Origin of the sequence: Mycobacterium colombiense (assembly GCF_001665835.1) — a bacterium.
In the GTDB taxonomy this organism is placed as follows: domain Bacteria; phylum Actinomycetota; class Actinomycetes; order Mycobacteriales; family Mycobacteriaceae; genus Mycobacterium; species Mycobacterium colombiense_A.
In genome coordinates this window covers 51,745-77,591 of the sequence record NZ_LZSX01000072.1, presented here as the reverse complement: position 1 = coordinate 77,591, position 25,847 = coordinate 51,745, and the positions used below count along the sequence as shown (strand labels likewise).

At 67.5% G+C, this 25,847-nt stretch carries 18 protein-coding genes and 1 pseudogene; 15 read left to right on the top strand and 4 right to left on the bottom strand.

The window, feature by feature from the left end:
• Nucleotides 1-25 precede the first annotated feature (25 nt).
• Entirely contained in the window at nt 26-799 is a 774-nt protein-coding gene (locus tag A5760_RS14310; protein ID WP_064881799.1) for a cell division protein DivIVA, read from the bottom strand.
• A 215-nt stretch (nt 800-1,014) separates the two neighbouring features.
• Here A5760_RS14310 and A5760_RS14305 point away from each other — a divergent pair, with 215 nt between their 5' ends.
• From A5760_RS14305 to A5760_RS14275, 7 genes are all read left to right on the top strand, one after another.
• Nucleotides 1,015-1,407, top strand: coding sequence for a (deoxy)nucleoside triphosphate pyrophosphohydrolase (locus A5760_RS14305; protein ID WP_064881988.1), 393 nt, complete (start codon nt 1,015-1,017; stop codon nt 1,405-1,407).
• Nucleotides 1,408-1,867: 460 nt separating this feature from the next.
• Nucleotides 1,868-5,575, top strand: coding sequence for a nitrate reductase subunit alpha (locus tag A5760_RS14300; protein ID WP_064881986.1), 3,708 nt, complete (start codon nt 1,868-1,870; stop codon nt 5,573-5,575).
• A gap of 34 nt (nt 5,576-5,609) precedes the next feature.
• Entirely contained in the window at nt 5,610-7,223 is a 1,614-nt protein-coding gene (gene narH, locus A5760_RS14295) for a nitrate reductase subunit beta (protein ID WP_064881797.1), read from the top strand.
• Nucleotides 7,220-7,888 carry a nitrate reductase molybdenum cofactor assembly chaperone gene (narJ, locus tag A5760_RS14290; protein WP_064881795.1) on the top strand — a complete coding sequence of 223 codons (669 nt, stop codon included), beginning with the start codon at nt 7,220-7,222 and terminating at the stop codon, nt 7,886-7,888. The genes narH and narJ overlap by 4 nt, the downstream gene beginning before the upstream one ends.
• Nucleotides 7,881-8,612 carry a respiratory nitrate reductase subunit gamma gene (narI, locus tag A5760_RS14285; RefSeq protein ID WP_064881793.1) on the top strand — a complete coding sequence of 244 codons (732 nt, stop codon included), beginning with the start codon at nt 7,881-7,883 and terminating at the stop codon, nt 8,610-8,612. Before narJ ends, narI begins: the two co-directional genes overlap by 8 nt.
• A gap of 70 nt (nt 8,613-8,682) precedes the next feature.
• Nucleotides 8,683-10,572: a translational GTPase TypA gene (gene typA, locus A5760_RS14280; RefSeq protein WP_064881791.1), complete on the top strand. Its 1,890-nt coding sequence runs from the start codon at nt 8,683-8,685 to the stop codon at nt 10,570-10,572.
• 45 nt (nt 10,573-10,617) lie between these two features.
• Complete coding sequence (locus A5760_RS14275) at nt 10,618-12,513, top strand: ABC transporter family substrate-binding protein (protein ID WP_196772095.1); 1,896 nt, start codon at nt 10,618-10,620, stop codon at nt 12,511-12,513.
• A gap of 9 nt (nt 12,514-12,522) precedes the next feature.
• On the opposite strand, the gene A5760_RS14270 is transcribed toward A5760_RS14275, so the two are convergent.
• Nucleotides 12,523-13,134 (bottom strand): TetR/AcrR family transcriptional regulator, encoded by a 612-nt coding sequence (locus A5760_RS14270; RefSeq protein WP_064881787.1) that lies wholly within the window; start codon nt 13,132-13,134, stop codon nt 12,523-12,525.
• A gap of 96 nt (nt 13,135-13,230) precedes the next feature.
• Between A5760_RS14270 and mshB the strand changes: the two genes are divergently transcribed.
• The 4 genes from mshB (at nt 13,231) to A5760_RS14250 (ending at nt 18,236) form a co-directional block, all read left to right on the top strand.
• Entirely contained in the window at nt 13,231-14,142 is a 912-nt protein-coding gene (gene mshB / locus A5760_RS14265; RefSeq protein ID WP_064881785.1) for an N-acetyl-1-D-myo-inositol-2-amino-2-deoxy-alpha-D-glucopyranoside deacetylase, read from the top strand.
• Between the two features lie 92 nt (nt 14,143-14,234).
• A complete protein-coding gene (locus tag A5760_RS14260; protein WP_064881783.1) occupies nt 14,235-14,696 on the top strand; it encodes a hypothetical protein in 462 nt (153 codons plus the stop codon).
• A 96-nt stretch (nt 14,697-14,792) separates the two neighbouring features.
• Nucleotides 14,793-17,432 (top strand): bifunctional FO biosynthesis protein CofGH, encoded by a 2,640-nt coding sequence (locus A5760_RS14255; RefSeq protein WP_082279478.1) that lies wholly within the window; start codon nt 14,793-14,795, stop codon nt 17,430-17,432.
• A gap of 39 nt (nt 17,433-17,471) precedes the next feature.
• The gene (locus tag A5760_RS14250; protein ID WP_064881779.1) at nt 17,472-18,236 is read left to right on the top strand and encodes a maleylpyruvate isomerase N-terminal domain-containing protein; all 765 of its coding nucleotides are present in this window, start codon (nt 17,472-17,474) and stop codon (nt 18,234-18,236) included.
• A gap of 24 nt (nt 18,237-18,260) precedes the next feature.
• Here A5760_RS14250 and A5760_RS14245 read toward each other — a convergent pair whose 3' ends face one another.
• On the bottom strand, nt 18,261-18,593 hold the full coding sequence (locus tag A5760_RS14245; protein ID WP_007773659.1) for a hemophore-related protein: 333 nt from the start codon (nt 18,591-18,593) through the stop codon (nt 18,261-18,263).
• Between the two features lie 386 nt (nt 18,594-18,979).
• Here A5760_RS14245 and fdxA point away from each other — a divergent pair, with 386 nt between their 5' ends.
• Genes fdxA through A5760_RS14230 form a run of 3 tightly spaced genes read left to right on the top strand, consistent with a single transcriptional unit; the run spans nt 18,980 to nt 22,843 of the window.
• Nucleotides 18,980-19,306 carry a ferredoxin gene (gene fdxA, locus A5760_RS14240; protein ID WP_007773662.1) on the top strand — a complete coding sequence of 109 codons (327 nt, stop codon included), beginning with the start codon at nt 18,980-18,982 and terminating at the stop codon, nt 19,304-19,306.
• An 8-nt stretch (nt 19,307-19,314) separates the two neighbouring features.
• Nucleotides 19,315-20,433 carry a succinyldiaminopimelate transaminase gene (gene dapC, locus A5760_RS14235; RefSeq protein ID WP_064881778.1) on the top strand — a complete coding sequence of 373 codons (1,119 nt, stop codon included), beginning with the start codon at nt 19,315-19,317 and terminating at the stop codon, nt 20,431-20,433.
• 37 nt (nt 20,434-20,470) lie between these two features.
• Nucleotides 20,471-22,843, top strand: coding sequence for an APC family permease (locus tag A5760_RS14230; RefSeq protein ID WP_419538247.1), 2,373 nt, complete (start codon nt 20,471-20,473; stop codon nt 22,841-22,843).
• A gap of 226 nt (nt 22,844-23,069) precedes the next feature.
• Here the strand turns inward: A5760_RS14230 and A5760_RS14225 are convergent.
• Nucleotides 23,070-24,252, bottom strand: a pseudogene (locus A5760_RS14225) (PPE family protein).
• 854 nt (nt 24,253-25,106) lie between these two features.
• On the opposite strand from A5760_RS14225, the gene cysC reads away from it, so the two are divergent.
• Nucleotides 25,107-25,775: an adenylyl-sulfate kinase gene (cysC, locus tag A5760_RS14220; protein WP_064881982.1), complete on the top strand. Its 669-nt coding sequence runs from the start codon at nt 25,107-25,109 to the stop codon at nt 25,773-25,775.
• The last annotated feature ends 72 nt before the right edge of the window (nt 25,776-25,847 follow it).

Here is a 25,847-nt window from a genome sequence, read left to right as displayed (position 1 = left end):
GCGACCCTCCCGACGGGGTGGTCATTTACGAGGCAACAGCGGGACCCGGTGTCTGACTTTTCTGATCCAGCTGCACCACCACGCTTTCCTCCGGCGGGTTGTTTCGCTCTTGGTAGGCCGTCTCGAGGATCGCCGGAACCCTTTGAAGGTCGTGGGCCACGCCCATCAGTTCTTCCAGGATCATGATTCGTCGCTGATTCGCCTCACCCAGCGCCCTGCGGGCCTGCTCATCGGAACGGCGTGCTCTCTGTTTCGCGTCGGCGAGGAGTTGGTCGCGCTCACGCTGGGCTTCCTGCCACGCCTCATCGATCGACGATTGGGCTTCGACACGCATCCTGGCGAGTTCGGCGTCGAACTGTTTCCTGGTTGCCGCACACTCCGACTCCAGCGCTTTCCGTTGCTCGGCGATGTCCGCCAGCAACTCCTGGTGCTCTCGTTGGGCGGCCTCGGTCTCGGCCTCAGCCTGGGCGATCAGCGCTTCTACCTCGGCGCGCGATTCGCCCTGCATCTGGGAAATCTCATCGAGCGCACGCCGCAGCAACTTCGCCATCCGATGTTGCATCGCGTAGGGCGACGGCGAGGTGTCCGAGAGCACGGCCACCTCGTCCTTGAGGCAGGCGACTTCGATCCGCAGCGCGACCGCTTCATCGCCGGCTTCGTTTCGCTGGGCCCTGAGGTTGTGGACTTCGTCGATCAGGAGCTTCTGCTTGGCGAGCAACACCTGGATGTAGGCGTCGACCGCAGCCGTGTCATAGCCCCTGAACGTGCGGGAGAACGTCGTTGCGGCTTCGGTGGTCATTGCCAACCCCCATTCCTGGAAGTGCCTATTACAGATAGTGACCGGCTAGAGCCGAGTATCCCACGCTGGCGCCCAAAGCGGAACAGAATTGTTGTGGCACAAGGGGATTCGATCACGCATCGCGCGGGTTCGGCGTCATTCCGATGAATTTGATCTTTCGCCGGCCAAGGGCGTCGCGCCCGGACGAAAGCTCCGAGGGTATACCGTCACTGGCCATGTCGACCCAGATCGTCGTCGCGGGCGCGGTGATCTGCGACTCCAAGGTCTTGGTGGCCCAACGCGTCCGTCCGCCGGAGTTGGCCGGCCTGTGGGAGCTGCCCGGTGGCAAGGTCGCGCCCGGTGAAACCGAGCGCGACGCGCTGGCCCGCGAGTTGGCCGAGGAGCTGGGCCTGGCGGTCGGTGACGTCGTGGTGGGCGACCGGCTGGGTGCCGACGTCGCGGTGGACGGCCGGTTCACGTTGCGGGCCTACCGCGTGCGCCTGATCCGCGGCGAGCCCGACGCCCGCGATCACCGCGCGTTGCGCTGGATCACGGCGGCTGAGCTGCACGATCTCGACTGGGTGCCGGCCGATCGTGGCTGGTTAGGGGACCTGACCCGGGCCCTTTGACGGGTGCCTCATAAGAAGTCCACAGACTTCCGGCAGCTGATGTACAGCCGCGTTGCAGGTCTTCGCGGTGAACTGAAGAGAACAATATGACGTGTAATAACGACGCCACAAAAATCTGCCCTGGATGTGCGTGCCGATAGCGAGTCGAATGCTTGTTCAGACCTTGCCGTCGCGGCCTCGGTGCCGGGCCGGGACGTTGCCGGGCGCGCAAAAACCCATGCTCATGATGACTTTTTCCGTAGATTGCCCACCCGCCGTGGGCCTGATTTCGCCGTCGGCGCAGACCTATGCTGGTGCTGTATCGCCCCCCGGCCCGCGGGCCTGAAATGCCGAGCATCGAGCCGATCCGAGCTGGTGCGGGCGGGCGGATCACTGGGCTGATCGCCGAACACAACGCACACGGGGCCGAACGGACGGCCCGGCGACGAGGCGCGACGCTACCGAATTGGAGGAGTACTTCTTGACTGTCACACCTCACATTGGCGGAGTGCTCGAGGAGCTCTTGGAGCGCAGCGGGCGGTTTTTCACGCCGGGCGTGATCTCGGCCGACCTGCGCACGGTGACGCGGGAGGGCGGCCGCGAAGCCGACGTGTTCTACCGCGACCGCTGGAGCCACGACAAGGTGGTTCGCTCCACGCACGGGGTGAACTGCACCGGATCGTGCTCGTGGAAGATCTACGTCAAAGACGGGATCATCACCTGGGAGACCCAGCAGACCGACTACCCGTCGGTGGGACCGGACCGGCCCGAGTACGAGCCACGCGGCTGCCCCCGAGGTGCGTCGTTCTCGTGGTACAGCTACTCACCGACCCGCGTGCGCTACCCGTACGCCCGCGGCGTGCTGGTCGAGATGTACCGGGAGGCCAAGGCGCGCCTCGGCGACCCGGTGCTGGCCTGGGCGGATATCCAGTCCGATCCGGAGCGTCGCCGCCGCTACCAGCAGGCGCGTGGGAAGGGCGGACTGGTCCGGGTCACCTGGGCCGAGGCCACCGAGCTGATCGCCGCCGCCCACGTGCACACCATCAAGACCTACGGACCGGACCGCGTCGCCGGGTTCTCGCCGATCCCCGCGATGTCGATGGTGTCCTACACCGCGGGCTCGCGGTTCTTCGAGCTGATCGGCGCCCCGATGACGTCGTTTTACGACTGGTACGCCGACCTGCCGGTCGCCTCGCCGCAGGTCTTCGGCGACCAGACCGATGTGCCCGAATCCGGGGACTGGTGGGACGCAGCGTATTTGATGATGTGGGGCTCCAACGTCCCGATCACCCGCACGCCCGACGCGCACTGGATGGCCGAGGCGCGCTACCGCGGCACCAAGGTGGTGACCGTCAGCCCTGATTACGCCGACAACACCAAGTTCGCCGACGAGTGGATGCCCTGTGCGGCCGGCACCGACGGGGCGCTGGCCATGGCGATGGGCCACGTCATCCTCTCGGAATGCTATGTGCGCAAGCAGGTTCCGTTCTTCATCGACTATTCCCGCCGTTACACCGACCTGCCGTTCCTGATCAAGCTCGAAGAACGCGGCGACATGCTGGTGCCGGGAAAGAACCTCACGGCAGCGGATCTGGGGGAGGCCTTTAAAAGCTCAGAGAACGCGGCGCTCAAGCCCGCCGTGTTGGACGAGCTGACCGATTCGGTTGTGGTGCCGCACGGTTCGCTGGGATTCCGGTACGGCGAGTCGGGCGTCGGGAAATGGAATCTCGATCTCGGCGACCTGACGCCGGCACTCAGCGTGCGCGACGCCCACCGCCGCAACGGGGATGACACCAGCGCGCTGGTCCACCTGCCCAGCTTCGACACCGTCGACGGCGAGGGCACCACCGTGGCGCGCGGTGTCCCGGTACGCCGCATCGGTAAGCACCTGGTGTGCACCGTCTTCGACCTGATGCTCGCCCAATACGGTGTGGCGCGGCCCGGCCTGCCCGGCGAATGGCCCACCGGCTACGATGACGCCACTCAGCAGAACACCCCGGCGTGGCAGGAAGCGATCACCGGCGTGTCGGCCGCCCAGGCCATCAGGGTGGCAAAGGAATTCGCGCACAGCGCCGAGGAATCCGGCGGCCGCTCCATGATCATCATGGGTGGCGGCATCTGTCACTGGTTCCACAGCGACGCGATCTACCGTGCGGTGCTCGCGCTGCTGATGCTGACCGGATCGATGGGCCGCAACGGCGGTGGCTGGGCCCACTACGTCGGCCAGGAAAAGGTGCGCCCGCTCACGGGATTCCAGACGATGGCGATGGCAACCGACTGGGTGCGTCCGCCGCGGCAGGTGCCCGGCGCCTCGTACTGGTACGCGCACACCGACCAATGGCGCTACGACGGGTACGGCGCGGACAAACTGGCCAGCCCGGTGGGCCGGGGCAGGTTCGCGGGCAAGCACACCATGGACCTGCTGGCGTCCTCGGTGGCCATGGGGTGGAGCCCGTATTACCCCCAGTTCGACCGGTCCAGCCTGGACGTCGCCGACGAGGCGCGCGCCGCCGATCGCGACGTCGCCGACTACGTCGCCGAACAGCTCGGCCAGCGCAAGCTGAAGCTCGCCGTGACCGATCCCGACAATCCCGTGAATTGGCCACGCGTGCTTACCGTTTGGCGCGCCAACCTGATCGGGTCGTCGGGCAAGGGCGGCGAGTACTTCCTGCGCCATCTGCTGGGGACGGATTCCAACGCGTCGGCGGTGCCGCCGGAGGACGGGGTGCGGCCGGTCGACGTGACGTGCGAGGGGGACATTCCCGAGGGCAAGCTCGACCTGATGATGTCGATCGATTTCCGGATGACGTCGACGACGCTGGTGTCCGATGTCGTGCTGCCGGCGGCGACCTGGTATGAAAAGGCCGACATCTCCAGCACCGACATGCACCCGTACGTGCACGCGTTCAGCGCCGCGACCGACCCACCCTGGGAAACCCGTTCGGACTTCGACGCTTTCGGCGCCGTCGCCCGCGCCTTCAGCGCGATGGCCAAGGACCACCTGGGCACCCGCACCGATGTGGTGCTCACCGCGCTGCAGCACGACACCCCGGACGCGATGGCCTATCCCGATGGCACCGAACAAGATTGGTTGCACTCCGGCGCGACACCGGTACCGGGGCGGACGATGGGCAAGCTCACCGTGGTGGAGCGCGACTACACCGCCATCTACGACAAGTGGCTGACCCTGGGCCCGCTGGTCGACAAATTCGGCCTGACCACCAAGGGCGTCACGGTGCACCCCTTCCGGGAGGTCGAGGAGCTCGCCGCCAAGTTCGGTGTGCTCAAATCCGGTGTGGCCGCGGGCCGTCCGGCGATCACCACCGCCTCGCGGATGGCCGATGTGCTGCTGCTGCTGTCCGGAACCACCAACGGCCGGCTGGCGGTCGAGGGCTTCCACGAACTGGAGAAGCGCACCGGTCAGCGGCTGGTCCATCTGGCCGAAGGCAGCGAGGACAAGCGCATCAGCTACGCCGACACCCAGGCGCGGCCCGTCCCCGTGGTCACCAGCCCGGAGTGGTCGGGCAGCGAAACGGGTGGCCGTCGCTACGCGCCCTTCACCATCAACATCGAGAACCTCAAGCCGTTCCACACCCTCACCGGGCGAATGCATTTCTACCTCGCGCACGATTGGGTCGAGGAGCTCGGCGAGCACCTGCCGGTGTTTCGGCCGCCGCTGGACATGGCACGCCTGTTCGGCCAGCCCACGCTCGGCCCCACCGAGGACGGCATCGGGCTCACCGTCCGCTACCTGACGCCGCACTCGAAGTGGTCGTTCCACTCCACCTACCAGGACAACCTGTACATGCTCTCGTTGTCCCGCGGTGGCCCGACGATGTGGATGAGCCCGGGTGATGCGGCGAAAATCCAAGTGCGTGACAATGATTGGGTCGAGGCGGTGAACGTCAACGGCATCTACGTGTGCCGGGCGATCGTCTCGCACCGGATGCCCGACGGCGTGGTCTTCGTCTACCACGTCCAGGAGCGCACCGTGGACACGCCGCGCTCCGAAACCAACAACAAGCGCGGCGGCAACCACAACGCGCTGACCCGGGTGCGCATCAAGCCCAGCCACCTGGCCGGCGGCTACGGCCAACACGCGTTCGCGTTCAACTACCTGGGGCCGACCGGTAACCAGCGTGACGAGGTGACCGTCGTGCGTCGTCGCAGCCAGGAGGTGCAGTACTGATGCGCACCGGCACGGCGCGAAAGGGGGGACGGCGATGAAGGTCATGGCGCAGTTGGCGATGGTGATGAACCTCGACAAATGCATCGGTTGTCACACCTGTTCGGTCACCTGCAAGCAGGCGTGGACCAACCGGCCCGGTACCGAATACGTCTGGTTCAACAACGTCGAAACCCGTCCCGGACAAGGCTATCCGCGCACCTACGAGGACCAGGAGCGGTGGCGCGGCGGCTGGATCCGCGACAAGAAGGGCCGGCTGCGGCTGCGAGACGGCGGCCGCCTGCACAAACTGCTGCGGATATTCGCCAATCCGAAGTTGCCCCTCATCGGCGACTACTACGAGCCCTGGACCTACGACTACGAAAACCTGACCACGGCACCCGCGGGCGACACCTTCCCGACGGCCGCACCCAAGAGCCTGATAACCGGTGAGCCCATGAAGATTTCGTGGGGGCCGAACTGGGATGACAACCTGGCCGGGTCGCCGGAGATCCTGTCCGAGGACCCGATCCTGAAGAAGGTCAGCGAAGAGGTCAAACTCTCTCTCGAAGAAACCTTCATGTTCTACCTGCCCCGCATCTGCGAGCACTGCCTCAACCCGTCCTGCGTGGCATCGTGCCCGTCGGGCGCGATGTACAAGCGCAGCGAGGACGGCATCGTGCTGGTCGACCAGGACCGCTGCCGCGGCTGGCGGATGTGTGTGTCCGGATGTCCTTACAAGAAGGTCTATTTCAACCACAAGACGGGCAAGGCCGAGAAGTGCACGCTGTGCTATCCGCGGATGGAGGTCGGCCTGCCGACCATCTGCTCGGAGACCTGCGTGGGGCGGCTGCGCTACCTGGGCGTGGTGCTCTACGACGTCGACCGGGTGCTTCAGGCGGCGTCGGTGGAGAAGGAGACCGATCTCTATCCGGCGCAGTGCGAGATCCTGCTGGATCCCAACGATCCGGAGGTCATCGCCGGCGCGCGGGCGGAGGGAATCCCGGATGAGTGGATCGAGGCCGCACAGCGTTCCCCGGTGTATGCGCTGATCCACACCTACAAGGTGGCGCTGCCGTTGCACCCGGAATACCGGACCATGCCGATGGTTTGGTACATCCCGCCGCTCTCGCCGGTGGTCGACGCGGTCAGCCGCGACGGGCACGACGGAGAAGACCTCGGCAACCTGTTCGGCGCGCTGGACGCGTTGCGCATCCCGATGCAGTATCTGGCCGAACTGTTCACCGCCGGTGACACCGCGGTGGTCGAGGGCGTGCTGCGGCGGCTGGCGGCGATGCGCTCCTACATGCGCGACATCAACCTCGGCCGCGAGACCCAGCCGCACATCCCGCATTCGGTCGGCCTGACCGAAGAAGAGATCTACGAGATGTACCGGCTGCTCGCCATCGCGAAATACGAAGAGCGATATGTCATTCCGACCGCCTTCGCGCCGCAGGCCCGCGACCTCGAGGAGATGGGGTGCTCGCTGACGGGTGACGGCGGGCCCGGCATGTACGAGTCGGATCCGGTGGTGTCGGTGGAGACCTTTCATACCCTCCAGCAGCGCGGTGACGATCCCGGCAACCTGCGGCCGTCCGGCCGGGTGAACCTGCTCAACTGGGAGGGCGGCCAGGTGCCCGCCGGAATGTTTCCCGGAGAGCAGCAGCGATGAAACTGCTTTCGGCGCTGCGGGACCGCTCCACCAACCGGACGATGCAGGATCGCCTGGTGTGGCAGGCGGCGTCGCTGCTGCTGGCCTACCCCGACGACGGGTTGGCCGGGCGGCTGGACGTTGTCGACGAGTTGCTCGCCCACATCAGCGGCCCGCCGGCGGCGCTGCTCGGGCAGACGGTTGCGGCGTTGCGCGCCCGCGAGCCGATGGCCGCCGCGATGGATTATGTCGCCACCTTTGACATGCGCCGGCGCTGCACGATGTACCTGACCTACTGGACCGCGGGGGACACCCGCAATCGCGGCCGGGAGATGTTGGCGTTCGCTACCGCGTACCGGGAGGCGGGTGTGACGCCGCCCGGCGGCGAGGCGCCCGACCATCTGACGGTGGTGCTCGAATTCGCCGCCACCGTCGATCCCGAGGTCGGGCGGCGTCTGCTGGATCAGCACCGCGTGCCGATCGACGTGCTGCGCGGCGCCCTGGCCGACGCCGAGTCGCCGTACGAGCCGACGGTCGCGGCGGTCTGCGAGACCCTGTCCGCCGCAACCGATCAGGAAGTTCGCCGCGCCGAGCGGCTGGCGAAAGCCGGACCACCGGCGGAAGCCGTTGGGCTGCAACCGTTTACCCTGACCGTGCCACCCCGCAAAGGAACGCCAAGTGTTTAGCAACGTCCTGTTCTGGGACATCGCGCCCTACGTCACGCTGTCGGTGCTGATCGTGGGCACCTGGTGGCGCTACCGCTACGACAAATTCGGCTGGACCTCACGCTCGTCGCAGATCTACGAGTCGCGGCTGCTGAGCATCGCCAGCCCCATCTTCCATTTCGGCATCCTGGCGGTGTTCGCCGGACATGTGATGGGGCTGTTCGTCCCGCCGAAGGTCACCCAGATGCTGAAGATGAGCGACCACTTCTACCACCTGCAGGCGGTCATCGCCGGGTCGATGGCCGGCTTCGCGACGCTGATCGGCATCGGGTTGCTGATCTACCGCCGGTTCACCCGCCCGGCGGTGACCATGGCCACCAGCCGCAGCGACAAGGTGATGTACGTGGTGCTGCTGCTGGCGATCGTGGTGGGCCTGTACTGCGACCTGATCGGCACCGGCCCGCACGGCGGCGAGTTCCACTATCGCTACACGGTCGGCTTGTGGTTCCGCCGGATCTGGATATTTCAGCCGCACGGTGAGGTGATGATCAACGCGCCGCTGGACTACCAGCTGCACGCCCTGATCGGCATGGTGCTGTTCACGCTGTGGCCCTTCACCCGACTGGTGCACGTGTTCAGCGCCCCGGTCGTCTACCTGTTCCGGCCCTACATCGTCTACCGCAGCCGCGAGGCCGCGGACAAGGGCGAACTGGTCGGTACCGCACCGCGCCGGCGAGGCTGGTAGCGGACCTGCGAGTCGCGCCCGGTTACCAGCCGGTTCGCTATCCGGGGCCCCCGCTGCCACAATCACCGACGTGCTATTTCGCAACGTCGCCATCGTCGCCCACGTCGACCACGGAAAGACCACCCTGGTTGACGCGATGCTGCGGCAGTCGGGCGCGCTGCACCACCGGGGTGACGACGCGATCGAGCGCCTGATGGACTCCGGGGACCTGGAGAAAGAAAAAGGCATCACGATCCTGGCCAAGAACACGGCCGTGCATCGCAAGCATGCGGACGGAACGACGACCGTCATCAATGTCATCGACACCCCGGGCCACGCCGACTTCGGTGGTGAGGTGGAGCGCGGACTCTCCATGGTCGACGGGGTGCTGCTGCTGGTCGACGCGTCCGAGGGCCCGCTGCCCCAGACCCGTTTCGTGCTGCGCAAGGCCCTGGCCGCCCACCTTCCGGTGATCCTGGTCGTCAACAAGACCGACCGGCCGGACGCCCGGATCTCCGAGGTCGTCTCGGAGAGCCACGACCTGCTGCTCGACGTCGCATCGGACCTCGACGAGGAAGCCCAGAAGGCCGCCGAGCACGCCCTCGACCTGCCGACCCTGTACGCCTCGGGGCGGGCAGGCATCGCCAGCACGACGGAACCCGCCAATGGCGAGAATCCTCAGGGTGACAACCTCGACCCGCTGTTCGACGTTCTGCTCGAGCACATCCCGCCGCCGCAGGGCGACCCCGAGGCGCCGCTGCAGGCGCTGGTCACCAACCTCGACGCGTCCGCTTTCCTCGGACGCCTCGCGCTGATCCGCATCTACAAGGGCCGGATCCGCAAGGGCCAGCAGGTGGCCTGGATGCGCGAGGTGGACGGGCATCCCGTCATCACGAACGCGAAGATCACCGAACTGCTGGTGACCGAGGGCGTGGAACGAACGCCCACCGACGAAGCCATCGCCGGGGACATCGTCGCCGTCGCGGGCATTCCGGAGATCATGATCGGCGACACGCTGGCCGATCCGGACCACGCGCACGCTCTGCCGCGCATCACCGTCGACGAGCCCGCCATCTCGGTGACCATCGGCACCAACACCTCGCCGCTGGCGGGCAAGGTGAAGGGTCACAAGCTGACCGCTCGCATGGTGAAGTCGCGGCTGGACGCCGAACTCGTCGGCAACGTCTCCATCAAGGTCGTCGACATCGACCGCCCCGACGCCTGGGAGGTGCAGGGCCGCGGCGAGCTCGCGCTGGCGGTGCTCGTCGAGCAGATGCGCCGCGAGGGTTTCGAGCTCACGGTCGGCAAGCCGCAGGTCGTCACGCAGACGATCGACGGCAAGCTGCACGAGCCGTTCGAGGCGATGACCATCGACTGCCCCGACGAGTTCGTCGGCGCGATCACCCAGCTGATGGCCGCCCGAAAGGGCCGCATGGAAGAGATGACCAACCACGCGGCGGGCTGGGTCCGGATGGACTTCATCGTGCCCAGCCGCGGCCTGATCGGCTTCCGCACCGACTTCCTCACCCTGACCCGCGGCACCGGCATCGCCAATGCGGTGTTCGACGGCTACCGGCCGTGGGCGGGGGAGATCCGGGCCCGCCACACCGGGTCGCTGGTTTCCGACCGCGCCGGCACCATCACGCCGTTCGCCATGATCCAGCTCGCCGACCGGGGCCAGTTCTTCGTCGAGCCCGGCCAGGACACCTACGAGGGCATGGTCGTCGGAATCAACCCGCGCGCAGAGGATCTCGACATCAACGTCACCCGCGAGAAGAAGCTGACCAACATGCGGTCGTCGACCGCCGACGTCATCGAAACGTTGGCCCGGCCGCTCGAACTCGATCTCGAGCAGGCAATGGAGTTCTGCGCGCAAGACGAATGCGTCGAGGTGACCCCGGAGATCGTGCGGGTGCGCAAGGTCGAGCTGGACGCCACCTCCCGAGCCCGCAGCCGGTCGCGCGCCAAGGCCCGGGGTTAACACCGGGTGGTGGGACGGGCTGCTGTGCGGCTGCTCGATACCCTGATCAGCGTGCCGAGACGCGTCCGCCGCTTGTTCATGGTGCTCGGCGGCCTGGTCTCGTTGGTCGGACTCGTCCTGTCGGCCTGCACGGTCAACCCGCCGCCTGCGCCGCAGAGCACCGATACGCCGCACAATTCGGTCCCGCCGCCGCCCCGGGTCAGCGAGATCATCATGGGCATCGACTCGATCGGGGCCGGCTTCAATCCGCACCTGCTGTCCGACCTGTCCCCGGTGAACGCCGCGATCAGTGCGTTGGTGTTGCCCAGCGCCTTCCGGCCCGTCCCCGACCCCAACACGCCGACCGGCTCACGCTGGGAGATGGACCCCACCCTGCTGGTGTCGGCGGAGGTGACCAACCAGAACCCGTTCACGGTGACCTACAAGATCCGGCCCGAGGCGCAGTGGACCGACAATGCGCCGATCGCCGCCGACGACTTCTGGTACCTGTGGCACCAGATGGTCAGCCAGCCCGGTGTCGTCGACCCGGCCGGGTACGACCTCATCACCGGCGTGCAGTCCCTGGAGGGGGGCAAGCAGGCGGTGGTCACCTTCGCCGAGCCGTACCCGTCGTGGAAAGAGTTGTTCAGCAACATCCTTCCGGCGCACATCGTCAAGGACGTGCCCGGAGGCTTCGCGGCCGGCCTGGCCCGGGCGCTTCCGGTCACCGGCGGGCAGTTCCGCGTGGAGAGCATCGACCCGCAGCGTGACGAGATCCTGGTGGCACGCAACGACCGCTATTGGGGGCCGCCTGCCAAACCCGCGCTCATTCTCTTCCGACGCGCCGGTGCGCCGGCCGCGCTGGCCGATTCCGTACGCAACGGCGACACCCAGGTGGCGCAGGTGCATGGCGGCTCGGCGGCCTTCGCGCAGCTGTCCGCCATCCCCGACGTCCGGACCGCCCGGATCGTGACGCCGCGGGTCATGCAGCTCACGCTGCGGGCGACCGCGGCCAAACTGGCTGACACGCAAGTGCGTAAGGCGATCCTGGGGCTGCTCGACGTCGACCTGCTCGCCGCGGTGGGTGCGGGCAGCGACAACACCGTCACCCTGGCCCAGGCCCAGATCCGCGCGCCGAGCGACCCCGGATACGAGCCGACCGCGCCCCCGGCGATGACGACGCCGGCCGCGCTGGCGTTGCTGGAGGGCGCCGGATACAAGGTCGACCCCAACTCCTCGGCATCACCCGCGCCGACCCCGCCGAACACCGGGCCTCCCGAGGTCATCCGCGGCCGGATCAGCAAGGACGGCCAACAGCTTTCACTGGTCATCGGGGTCGCGGCGAACGACCCGACTGCGGTCGCGGTGGCCAATACCGCCGCCGACCGGTTGCGCAACGTCGGCATCGCCGCGACCGTGCTGGCGCTGGACCCGGTCACCCTGTATCACGACGCGCTGAACGACAACCGGGTGGACGCGATCGTCGGGTGGCATCAGGCGGGCGGAAACCTGGCGACCCGGCTCGCCTCCCGATACGGCTGTCGCGCACTGGAATCGACCCAGGTACCGATTTCTAACGGGCCGGCGCCCACGCCCGTGACCTCCATCGGTCCGACGCCGTCCACCGGCCCGGCCGCCCCGTCGACGACTCCGACGACGACGCCGCCACCCAGCCGCCCCGCCGATCCCAACGCACTGGTGCAGGCGCCATCGAACCTGACCGGGATCTGCGATCGCAGCATCCAGTCGAACATCGATGCCGCCCTCAATGGCACCAAGAACATCAACGACGTGATCACCGCGGTGGAACCGCGGTTGTGGAACATGTCCACCGTGCTGCCGATCCTGCAGGACACCACGATCGTCGCGGCCGGCCCCAGCGTGCAGAACGTCAGCTTGTCCGGTGCGGTTCCGGTCGGCATCGTCGGCGACGCCGGCCAGTGGATCAAGACCGGGCCGTAGCCCGCGTCGTCAGTCGGCGGCCTGCGTCGCCCGCGGCGGGATCACGGTGTCGACGATCAGCGCCAGCTCGCGCCGGTTCGGCGGCGACCCGTTCAGCAGGAAGTGCTGGTTGATCAGGGCCGACCCGATGCGGGCGGTGAGTGGCGTGACGATCTGCGGGTCCAGATCGCCGTCCGCGATGGCGGCCTGCAGGATCGATTCCACGATCTGCAGCCGCGGCCGCACCACCGCATCGGCGAAGATGGCCCGCATCTCGGGTTCGTGCAACAGCTGATGGATGACGTCCAGACTGGGGAAGCCGGTCTTTCCGGCCAGCAGGTCACGCTGGGCGGTGAACATGGCCAGCAGGTTCTCTCTGGCCGAACGGCCGGAACGCAGCTCGGGCAGCGGCGGCAGCGCGAAAACCAAAGCGGCGTGCACCAGCTCGCACTTGGTGTCCCAGCGCCGGTAGAGCGCGGCTTTGCCGGTGTGGGCCCGCGCCGCGATTCCCTCCATGGTCAGGCCGCCGTAACCGACTTCGGTCAGCTCGGCCAGTGTCGCCTCGTAGAGGGCGCGTTCGAGGACCTCACCTCGCCGACGGCTTCGGCTGCCGGTGTGGTCTGCGTCCGTTAGCTGAGGCACTCCTTGATAGTAGCCGTGCGCGTTCCTATCTGCCGCTTACCGGTGGGTAGCCGCCGGGCTGCCGGAATCGGTGCCGCTGACGGTAGGGTGCCGTCCATGCCTGAGACGCCGCGGCTGCTGTTCGTCCACGCGCATCCCGACGACGAAAGCCTCGGCACCGGCGCCACCATCGCCCACTACGCCGCCCGCGGGGCCGACGTCCGGGTCGTCACCTGCACGCTGGGCGAAGAGGGCGAGGTGATCGGCGACCGCTGGGCCGAACTCGCCGTCGATCGCGCGGACCAGCTCGGCGGCTACCGCATCGGCGAATTGACCGCCGCGCTGCGGGCGCTGGGCATCGGCGAACCCCACTATCTCGGCGGCGCCGGCCGGTGGCGCGATTCGGGCATGCGCGGCACTCCCCGGCGGCACCGGCAACGATTCATCGACGCCGACGAGCGCGAGACAGTCGGCGCGCTGGTGGCCGTCATTCGCGGGCAGCGGCCGCACGTCGTCGTGACGTACGACCCGGGCGGCGGCTACGGCCATCCCGATCACGTGCACGCGCACCGGGTGACGGTGGCCGCCGTGGCGGCGGCCGGACCGGGAGCCGACGCCGACTTCCCCGGCGAGCCCTGGGCGGTACCGAAGTTGTACTGGTCGGTCTTCGCGACGCGCACGTTCGAGGCGGCCATGGACGCCCTGACGCCCGAGGATCTGCGGCCCGAATGGTTGATCCCGCCCAAAGAAGAGTTCACCTTCGGCTACGCCGACGCCGACATCGACGCCGTCGTCGAGACCGCCCCGGCGGCCCGGGACGCCAAGCGGGCGGCGCTTGCCGCGCACGCCACTCAGGTGGTGGTCGGACCGACCGGCCGGGCCTGCGCGCTGTCCAACAACGCGGCGCTGCCGATAGTGGGCGACGAGCATTACGTCCTGGCCGCCGGGGACGCGGGGGAGCGCGACGGGCGCGGCTGGGAAACGGACCTGCTCGCAGGGCTTGGTTTCCCCGCGGTCCCGGCACGGTAGGCTGCCAATCAGGCAGCCACGGAAGGAATTCGCATGGACCCCGACCTGGACCCTAATCAGCAGCACTGGCAGGACCGGCTGGATAGCCTGCAGTGGGTTATCGGCTCCATCATGTCCAACATCGACAGCGTCCCGACCTGACCGAAACCAAGGCACGCGTCGCGTCCGTCGACGACAGCGGCGCAACCGACCCCGCGATCCGTTTCGTCGTGTTGGCCCTCTTGGCGGTCGACGGGGCGCTCTCCGCGCTTGCCGGAGCTCTGCTGCTGCCTCTCTATATCGGGACGGTCCCGTTTCCCATCAGTGGACTGATTTCTGGACTGGTCAACGCGGCACTGGTGTGGGCCGCCGGTCGCTGGACCCGCTCGCCGCGGCTCGCGGCGTTGCCGTTGTGGACCTGGCTGCTGACGGTGGCGGTGATCAGCATGGGCGGCCCGGCCGACGACGTCATCCTGGGGGGCCGCGGCCTGATGGCCTACGGGGCCTTATTGTTGCTGGTCCTGGGGGTCGTACCGCCCGTGTGGGTGCTGTGGCGGCGCAGTCGGGGCGTCTGACGTTCGGCCGGGATGTCGCCCGCTTGCCCGCGCGGGTGTGCCGCTACTGTTGACTGTTGCCCAGACGGGACCCGCCAACGGGTGCCACGATTTCACATGTTGGGACGCACGGATGAAATTCGATCGTCGGGGAGTTACACCAAAGTGCTGTTGACTCCGGGCGAGGAGCCTACCGCTTTGCCTAACCCTGTGGTTCCGGCCAAGGCCTCCACCGAGGTCAGTGCCTCCGCGCTGCGACGGGTATTGCGACGGGCTCGAGATGGTGTGGCGCTGAACATCGACGAGGCCGCGGTCGCGATGACCGCGCGCGGCGCGGATCTCGCGGATCTGTGCGCCAGCGCGGCGCGGGTGCGCGACGCCGGTCTGGAGTCGGCCGGACGCCGCGGCCCGGGCGGCGGGCTGCCGATCACCTACTCACGCAAGGTTTTTATCCCGGTCACCCACCTGTGCCGGGACAGCTGCCATTACTGCACCTTCGTCACCGTCCCGGGCAAGCTGCGCGCCCAGGGCGCCGGCATGTATCTGGAGCCCGACGAGATCCTCGACATCGCCCGCCGTGGCGCCGAATTAGGTTGCAAGGAAGCGCTATTCACGCTCGGTGATCGACCCGAGGATCGCTGGCCGGAGGCGCGCGAGTGGCTGGAGGCGCGTGGCTACGACTCCACGCTGTCCTACGTGCGGGCGATGGCGATCCGGGTGCTGGAGGAAACCGGCCTGCTGCCGCACTTGAACCCCGGCGTGATGAGCTGGTCGGAGATGGCACGGCTCAAGCCGGTGGCGCCGTCGATGGGCATGATGCTCGAGACGACGTCGCGGCGGCTGTTCGAGACGAAAGGGCTTGCGCACTATGGCAGCCCGGACAAGGATCCGGCCGTTCGCCTGCGCGCTCTGACCGACGCGGGCCGGTTGTCGATTCCGTTCACCACCGGCCTGCTGGTCGGCATCGGCGAGACCCTCGCCGAACGTGCCGACACCTTGCACGCGATTCGCAAGTCGCACAAGGAGTTCGGGCACGTGCAGGAAGTGATCGTGCAGAATTTCCGGGCCAAGGAACACACCGCGATGGCCACCGTCCCCGACGCAGGCATCGAGGACTACCTGGCGACGGTGGCGGTGGCGCGGTTGGTGCTCGGCCCCGGGATGCGCATTCAGGCGCCCCCCAACCTGGTGTCTCGCGACGAGTGCCTGGCGCTGATCGGCGCCGGAGTCGACGACTGGGGCGGAGTTTCACCGCTCACACCCGACCACGTCAACCCGGAGCGGCCGTGGCCGGCCCTGGACGAACTGGCCGCCGTCACCGCCGAGGCCGGCTATGAGCTGGTTCAGCGGCTGACCGCACAGCCCAAATACGTGCAAGCGGGCTCGGCCTGGATCGACCCGCGCGTGCAGGGACACGTGAGCGCGCTGGCCGATCCGGCGACCGGTCTGGCTCGCGACGTCAACCCGGTGGGGATGCCCTGGCAGGAGCCCGACGACGTCGGCTCCGCGGGCCGGGTCGACCTCAACGCGGCGATCGACAGCGAGGGCCGCAACACCGAAACCCGCAGCGACATCGACAGCGCCTTCGGCGACTGGGAATCGATCCGTGCCCACGTCCACGAACTGGCCGCCCAAGGCGCCAATGCGCCCGAACGCCTAGACACCGACGTGCTGGCGGCGCTGCGCTCCGCCGAACGCGACCCCGCCGGATGCTCCGACAGCGAATACCTGTCGCTGGCGACCGCCGACGGTCCGGCGCTGGATGCCGTTGCCGCCCTTGCGGATACGTTGCGCCGCGAGACCGTCGGTGATGACGTGACCTTCGTGGTGAACCGCAACATCAACTTCACAAACATCTGCTACACCGGGTGCCGGTTCTGCGCGTTCGCGCAGCGCAAGGGCGACGCCGACGCGTACTCGCTGTCCACCGACGAGGTCGCCGACCGCGCCTGGGAGGCGCACGTCGAAGGCGCCACCGAGGTGTGCATGCAGGGCGGCATCGACCCCGAGCTGCCGGTCACCGGCTACGCCGACCTGGTCCGGGCGGTCAAAGCGCGGGTGCCGTCGATGCACGTGCACGCGTTTTCCCCGATGGAGATCGCCAACGGCGTGACCAAGAGCGGGTTGAGCATTCGTGAGTGGCTGATCAGCCTGCGCGAGGCCGGGCTGGACACCATCCCCGGCACCGCCGCCGAGATCCTGGACGACGAAGTGCGCTGGGTGCTGACCAAGGGCAAGTTGCCGACGTCGCTGTGGATCGAAATCGTCAGCACCGCACACGAGGTGGGGCTGCGGTCGTCGTCGACCATGATGTACGGCCACGTCGACAGCCCGCAGCACTGGGTCGGCCACCTCAACGTGCTGCGCGACATTCAGGACCGCACCGGCGGTTTCACCGAATTCGTGCCGTTGCCGTTCGTGCACCAGAGCTCGCCGCTGTATCTGGCCGGCGCGTCGCGTCCCGGGCCCACCCATCGCGACAACCGGGCGGTGCACGCGCTGGCTCGAATCATGTTGCACGGTCGCATATCTCAGATTCAGACCAGCTGGGTCAAGCTCGGTGTCGAGCGCACGCAGGTGATGCTGAACGGCGGAGCCAACGATCTGGGCGGCACGTTGATGGAGGAGACCATCTCGCGGATGGCCGGCTCGGAATTCGGTTCGGCCAAGACGGTGGCCGAGCTGATCGCGATCGCCGAGGGCATCGGTCGCCCGGGGCGGCAACGAACCACCGACTACACGACCCTGGCCGCGTAGTTCGCTTTCTTGTCACAGGCGGCGGGTATACCCAAAGCCGTGAAGCGACGAATCGACGACGACCGATTTCCGGAGTGGGCGCCATTCGTGGACGCGGTGCGCAGCCACGGACCGGACGCCGGCACCTGGTGTGAAGCCTGGACGGTGCGCGACATCGTCGTCCATCAGGCGGGAAACGCCGAAGAACTCGCCCGGGTGCTCGGCGGCCATCTGGCGGGTGAGCCCGTCGCCACCCGCGGCTTCGAGGAACGCGAGGGCCCGCTGCGCGCACTGAACGACGCGGATCTGTGGGACGCGCTGCTGGACCGGATGGCCACCCTCAACGATGTCGCGGTGGCGGCCGAAGGAGTGCCCGCCGACACCGATGTCGCCTGGACGGGCCGCACCATGAAGGTGCCCTGGTTCGCCGAGCACATGCGCGAGGAGCTCGTCCTGCACGGCTGGGACATCACCGGAGACGAGCCGGCCGCCCAGGCCCGGCTGGCCGAGCCGTGGATGACCACGCACAGCGTCCTCGCGGTCGGCAGGCCGCTGCTGGTGAAGGGGGCCAAGCAGCTGGAGCCGGGTGAGCGCATCCAGGCCCGTCTGCGAGCCGACGGCACCGACGACGTGGTCCTGGCCGCCGATCCGGATCAGATCACCATCGCGTTGGCCGAGCCGGACGGGCCGGCCACCCTGGAAACCGACGCGGCCGCGCGCGTGCTGCTGCTGTGGGGCCGTAGGCCCGCCGATCCATCACGCATTCGCAGCCGCGTCGGGCCGGAAAACCTGGGCCGGGTACGCCGCCTGCTCGGCGGTTACTGAACCGCTTCGTGCGAAGCGATCGGCTCAGTAGTTGTTACAGGTGACCGCGACCTGGTTGATGTCGTCGTAGTACTTCTGCGCCGACGGCATGGCCTGAATCTGCTGGGCCATCTGCTGGCGCTTCGGCGGCGGCGCCGCCAGGAAGTTGCGGATGTAGGACTGCGCGACCGGCGACGAGTTCAGCTGCTGGGCAGCGGCCGGGTCGGTCGCGTTCAGCGCCGCGATGACCTGCCCGTAGTTGCAGGTGGTGTTGATGATCGCGTCCGACGGGTCAGCCGATGCGACCCCGGCCGCGGCCGTCAACGCCACCGCCGCGCTGCCAACCGCAACGCCCAATTTGCTCAACGACAGCCTCATGTGGACACCTTCCCCGAGTTAATGCACCGCTATTACGGCGAGAACGTCTGCCCAGCGGTTGCCGTCTTTCGGTTGAGATTACCAGGCCCCGTGAGCGTGCTCGCAACGCAAGAGCTATCGACCGCCACCACCGGAGCGTTACTCTTCGCAGGTCAGCGGCCTGTCAGCGGTGTTCGCCCTCGGCGAAACGGGACCCGGTCGCGGCCTCCGAGACTGCCGGTCTTAAATCTGTATACCGACAGGGGCGCCAAATGGTTGACCTGTATCTGCAACGTCTAGTATCAGTAACCGAAAGCTTCATCGGAAGCGCTCGAACGCGCCGGTGCGAGCTGAACAGCAGCCACATTTCAGCCCACGAGATGGCCTAGTACATGGAGGAGACGTCTGTGACGTACACGATCGCCGAACCCTGTGTCGACATCAAGGACAAAGCCTGTATCGAGGAGTGCCCGGTCGACTGTATCTATGAAGGCGCTCGGATGCTCTACATCCACCCCGACGAATGCGTCGACTGCGGGGCGTGCGAGCCGGTCTGCCCCGTCGAAGCGATCTACTACGAAGACGACGTGCCGGACCAGTGGAGCCAGTACACGCAGATCAACGCGGACTTTTTCGCCGAGCTGGGATCGCCCGGCGGCGCGGCCAAGGTCGGCATGACCGAGAACGACCCGCAAGTGGTCAAGGATCTGCCACCGCAGGGCGAAGGCGACTGAGCGGCCCGGTGCCACACCAGCTCAAAAAGCGCCGGCCTGCGGTATCGGCGTCCCTGCCGGAGTTCCCCTGGGACACCCTGGCCGACGCGAAAGCACAGGCCGGCGCCCATAGGGACGGGATCGTCGACCTCTCCGTCGGCACCCCGGTCGACCCGGTCGCCCCGGTGATCCAGGAGGCGCTGGCCGCCGCCGCTTCGGCGTCGGGCTATCCCGCCACGATGGGCACCGCCCGGCTGCGCGAATCGGTGGTCGCCGCGCTGGACCGCCGGTTCGGCATCACCGGGCTGACCGAGGCGGCCGTGCTCCCGGTCATCGGCAGCAAGGAGCTCATCGCCTGGCTGCCCACGCTGCTGGGCCTGGGCCCCGCGGACCTGATTGTGGTGCCCGAGCTGGCGTATCCGACCTATGACGTCGGGGTCCGGCTGGCCGGGGCGCGGGTGCTGCGCGCGGATTCGCTGACCCAGCTGGGCCCGCAATCGCCGTCGCTGTACTACCTGAACTCGCCGAGCAATCCGACCGGACGCGTCCTGGGCGCCGATCACTTGCGCAAAGTGGTTGGCTGGGCGCGCGACAGGGGCTGCGTGGTGGCCTCCGACGAGTGCTATCTGGGGCTGGGCTGGGACGACCAGCCGCTGTCGATCCTGCATCCCTCGGTGTGCGACGGCGACCATGCCGGCCTGCTCGCGATCCACTCCCTGTCCAAGAGCTCCTCGCTGGCCGGATACCGGGCCGGTTTCGTCGCCGGCGACCCCGAGCTGATCGCTGAGCTGCTCGCCGTGCGTAAGCACGCCGGGATGATGGTGCCAACGCCGGTGCAGGCGGCCATGGTGGCGGCCCTGGACGACGACGCCCACGAGCTGGCGCAGCGGGAGCGCTACGAACGGCGCCGCGCGGCGCTGCTGCCCGCGCTGCGTTCGGCCGGCTTCACCATCGACCACTCCGAAGCCGGCCTCTATCTGTGGGCCACCCGCGGCGAGCCGTGCCACGACAGCGTCGCCTGGCTGGCGCAGCGCGGCGTCCTGGTGGCGCCGGGCGATTTCTACGGGCCGCGCGGTGCGCAGCACGTGCGGGTCGCGCTGACCGCCAGCGACGAGCGGATCGCCGCCGCCGTGCAGCGGCTGAGTTAGCCGGACCACCTGCCGCACCGGCGAGGCGAGCGGCAGAATGCATGTCGTGACGACTACGGCGGGCAAGACGTACATCCCAACCTCGGTCGGGGACATCGCCAAACGCATCTTTCTCGGAAAGCCGCTGATCAACGAGAGTCTGTCAACCGAGAAGCTATCCAATCCCATTGCACTGGGTGCGCTGTCGCCGGACGCGATCTCATCCACCGCCTATGGCACCGAACAGATTTTGATCGAGCTGCTGCCCAACGCCGGGCTTGCGGCTTTTGCGCTGTTGCTGCCCATCAACGCCGCGATTTTGGTGATTCTGGTGTTGGTGGCCGCGTCGTATCGGCAGGTCGTCATGGCCTACACGCGTGCGGGCGGTTCCTACATCGTGGCGCGGGAAAACTTCGGACCTCGGGTGGCGCAGGTGGCCGCCGCCGCGCTGCTGATCGACTATGTCGTTACGGTGGCCGTCCAGGCGGCGGCCGGGACGGTCGCGGTGGCGTCGGCGCTGCCGGCACTGGGACCCTACAGCCTCGCGATCACCGTCGGCGTCGTGCTGGTCATCTGTTACGCGAACCTGCGCGGATTGCGGGAAGCGGGCGTGCAATTCGCGGCCCCGACCTACTTTTTCGTCGCGATGATCGGCCTGACGATCCTGACCGGCGTCATCCGCGAATTATTTTGGCAATTACCGACTTACGATGCCCAGCACATTGCCGGAACAGTGCCGATCCATCAGGGCGACGGTTTGGTGATGGGCGCGACGGTCCTGGTATTGCTGCGCGCGTTCGCCAACGGCGGTTCGTCGCTGACGGGGGTCGAAGCGATCTCCAACACGGTCAACGTTTTCCGTAAGCCGCAGGGCCGCAACGCCCGCCGCGTTCTCACCGTTATGGCCTGCATACTCGGATTCTTGCTGACCGGTGTCGCGTATCTGACGTTTGTCACCCACGCAACGCCGTATGTCGCCGGATTTCCGTCCGTACTATCGCAGGTTGCCCGCGCGGTCTTCGGCAATGGGACGATCGGCAACGTCTTGTATATCCTCGTTCAGGCGTCTACCGCCGCGATCCTGTTCACCGGGGCCAATACCAGTTTCAACGGATTCCCCGCCCTGGCGAGCTTCGTTGCCGAAGACCGCTTCCTGCCGCGTCAGTTGATGAAACGCGGTCACCGCCTGGTGTTTTCGAACGGCATCATCGCCCTCACCGCGCTGTCGGTTGCGTTGCTGCTGGCGACGGGCGGTTCGGTCAACGCCTTGGTTCCGTTCTACGCGATCGGCGTGTTCACCGGGTTCTCGATGGCGGGCTACGGAATGACCAAACACCATTTGACCCAGCGTGAGCCGGGTTGGCGACGTCGGCTGGCGATCAACCTGTCCGCGGCGATTTTGTCGACAATCGTGGTGGGCATCTTCGCGGTGGCGAAGTTCACCGAGGGCGCGTGGTTGGTGGTCGTCGTGTTCCCCGTGCTGGTCTTCGTGCTGATGCGACTCAACCGCGAATATCGCGCCGAGGCGGCCATTCTCGAGATGTTCCGCACCGACCGACCGGAGTTGGTGAAGTATGCCCGGCACAAGGTCTTCGTGTTTGTGAACTCAGTGGACCTCGCGGTCATTGAAGCGCTGCGCTACGGCCGTGGACTACGGGCCGACGAACTGGTCGCGGTGCACTTCATGGTCGATGAAGCCCATGCCCAGTTGATCCGAACGCGTTGGGATCACTTCGAACTCGACACCCCGTTGCGGGTGGTGGACTGCCCGGACCGGCGGATCACCCGGGCCGCGCAGGTGCTGGTCGCCAACGCGCGCGATGAGCAGCGGAACACCAACGTCACGGTGTTGCTTCCACGCCGCACGTACGCACCACTGCTGGGCCGGCTGCTGCACGACCGCACCGCGGACAAGGTCTCCCGGGCGGTCAGCCTGATTCCGGACGCCGCGGCGACGATCGTGCCCTACGACGTGCAGACGCGGATTCAGCAGGCGTACCCGGACAACTTCGAGCAACGGATCGCGCGCGAGCTCGACAAGGTGGAAGCCTGGATCAGCCAAGACGAGCAGCGGGACGTCGAAGCCTATGAACATCCCGACCGCGGGCCGGCGCCGATCACGGTCTCGGGTCTGATACCCGGCCAGCGCGCCACTTTTGAGGGACGGGTCAACGAAGTAGAGGACGTCAACGAGGGCAGGCGGACCCGCCGCCGGGTTGTCGTCGGCGACAATAGCGGCGAAATCTGCGTCACGTTCCGTTCGGGGCGGGGCGGTGCCGACATAGCGCCCGGTCAGCTGCTGCGGATCACGGGTAAGCCCAAGCAGACCGGCAACCGGCCCATGTCGTTGGTTGACCCGGCGTACCACGTCATCGAGGATCCCGCGAAGCAAGAAGGGTCCGGCGAGTCCGAACAAGCCAGCAAAACGTAGCCACGATCGAATTACGTTGTAAACGCGGGATTTTCGATTTCGGCCCAACGTGTCCACGTCATTCCTCGCGCCGGTGCGCGAGGAATGACGCAATCGCGCGCTCACGGCGCGGGTTTCGCGGCCCTGGAAGATTCGTGCGCCGTTTTTGTATGCCCAGCCGCACTTCTTAACTCCCGCTGAGCTGGCATGGTTCCTAAAGGTCAACTGGAGGGTGGAACCCGATCGGCTATCCGCCGGCGGAAGGGCGCGGCATCTTGAACTGACGCGGCGTCACGCGCAGCACGTTGTTGACCGAGGGCCGCGACAAGAGTCCGGACCCTCGACCCCGCCGCCGGCGGCGCCCCGTTCCACACGTTGGTCGCCGGGGCCTCGTGCCATGACGGGCCCGCGTCGAGCTCGGCGTCCGACAGCCAGTGCGCCTCGGCGACGCTGGTGACCGCCGGATTTGTGGCCGCCCAGCTTTGCGGAACGGACAACCGGCCTACCGCGGTCGCGCTGCCCGTGCTCGCCAGCGTCGGACCTGCCACGCGTGCCGGGCCGGTTGAGGCGCTGGCAGCCGCGGCGGCTTTGGCGGCTCCGCCCGCCGCCTGAAGGTTGGAGGGGAGCAGCCGGGTGCCGAAGGTTCCCGCCGAAGTGACGGTGCGGCTCATGGCGTCGCCGAGGTTCACCGGCGCCGTCAGCGTGTTGAAATCGCTTACCGCGCCTAGCGCGGAGGACGACCCCGACGACGAGGACGAGCCCGAAGAGCTTGTGGTGGAAAGGGTTTGGAGCTGTTGCGGCACGGTCGACATCGTTCGGGACAGGGCGGCGTGCGACTGTCCGGCCGCCGAGCCGCCGGCTGCGTGGGTCACCGCGGCGGTCTGGGTGGATTGCCCGTCGGAGGTCGTGGTCTGGGGCGGTTGGCCGAACTGCCTGAGCGTGGTCGCGCCCGACGATGATGCGGCGTAGCCGTACATCGCGCCGGCATCCTGGGCCCACATCTCGGAGTAGGTGCCCTCGGTGGCCCCGATCATCGCGGTGTTCTGCCCCAGGAGGTTGCTGGCGACCAGCTGCGCCAAGAAGGTGCGGTTGGCGGTCACCAGGGCGGGCGGCACGGTGGCGTCGAACGCCGTCTCGTAGGCGGCCGCCGCGGCGCGGGCCTGCCCGGCGGCTTCCTCCGCGTGTGCCGCCGCGTTGGCCATCCATGCCAGGTATGGAGCGGCCGCGGTGGCCATCGCGGCCGACGCACCGCCAGACCAGCTTTCGCTTTCCAGCCGGGCGAGCACCGAGGCGTAGCCGCGCGAGGCCGTCTCGAGTCCGTTGGCCAATACGTCCCAGGCGGCCGCCGCGTCGATCAGCGGCCCTGAGCCTGGACCGGCATACATTCTGGTCGAGTTGATTTCTGGGGGCAGCGCCCCGTAATCAAGCATTCGCCTCCCCCGCGTCGCACGCCCGCCGTGCGTTTGCCGGCCGGCTTGAGACCTGGTCGAGGCGGCCGTCTCGAACGGTAGCTACGGGCGGTCATGACGAATCCCGCCGTCATCGTGTCTCGCCGCCCGCGCACCCGATCCGGGCACGGCAAATTACGTCCGCCTGAGTGAAGCCCACCGACACCCGCCGGACAACCCCGAACACTGGATGTACAGAAGATTAACAGCTAACCCGGCTCACGCCTACGTGGCATGTCCTGTTGAACCGCGTTCAGGGCCGAGCGGCGTGATACCGAACGGCAATCCCCCTTCGCTGTGGGCAAGGCCCGAACCTGTGGCGCCGGGCGCCCGGGACGCGGGCCGGATGACTCCTCCGGGCACGGGCCGCGGTGCGGCGGCGACACGACAGGTCGCAACGGGGGTGTCGACGCGTCACCATTTGCATCATGACGCCGCCCGCGCACGGCGGCGTTCTCCGGCGTCAATGCGCCGATCGGCATACCGAACCGGACGTGATTTCATTTGCCGCCGGACCCGAAACCGGGCCCGGCGGGGGACAGCGCGGCGGGGCCGCCGGGAAGCGAAAAAACTCCCGTAAATTGGCCATCTTTACTTGTGGACTGGTTCTGATCCGGATTGATTGATAAACAATATGGTGAAGGTGTGTGGCCGGGATCGGCGTGGCGAGGTTGCCGCACCGAAGCCGGGCGTCGGTGTCGGCAGGCAAACAAATCCTGCGGAGCGGGCGCAACGCCCTGCCGGCCGCCGGTGCGGCGACCGGTGATGCGGAGGATGGCAAGTGGCCGTCAGGGTTTCGTCGGCGCCGGCTGAAACGTTGTGAACAGGAGCTGGCAATGTCGAACAACATCACCTGGCACGAACACCAGATAAGCCGCGCCGAACGCGAAAGACTCAACGGTCACAAGGGCTGCGTCATCTGGTTCACCGGCCTGAGCGGCAGCGGCAAGAGCACGGTGGCCAACGTCGTCGAGCAGAAGCTCTACGAGCGAGGCATCCGCAGCTACCTGCTGGACGGGGACAACGTCCGCTATGGACTCAATGCCGGCCCGGACCTTCTCGAGGAGCGCCACGGGCCCGAGTTCGCGAAGCGGTTCGGACTGGGATTTTCCGCCCAGGACCGCGAGGAGAACATCCGTCGTATCGGCGCGGTCGCGAAGCTGTTCTGCGAGTCCGGCACCATCGCGCTGACGGCGTTCATCAGCCCGTACGTGCGTGATCGCGACGCCATCCGGGCCACCCTGAACGACGGCGATTTCCAGGAGATCTTCATCGACACCCCGATTGAGATCTGCGAGCAGCGCGACCCCAAGGGGCTGTACAAGAAAGCCCGCGCCGGCGAGATCAAAGGTTTCACCGGAATCGACGATCCCTACGAGGCCCCGGCGCAGCCCGAGCTGCGGCTCGAAGGCGGCAACAAGGACGCGGACACGTTGGCCGAGGAAGTGATCGCCCATCTCGAGCGGGCTGGCGTCATCTCGGCCCCGGTCCGGCCAGACGCTTAGCGGACGGGTCCGGCAGTGACGGCGTCGGGAGCCGTCCACGGGCAACCGCTGAATACCGAAACGAGGTCACTT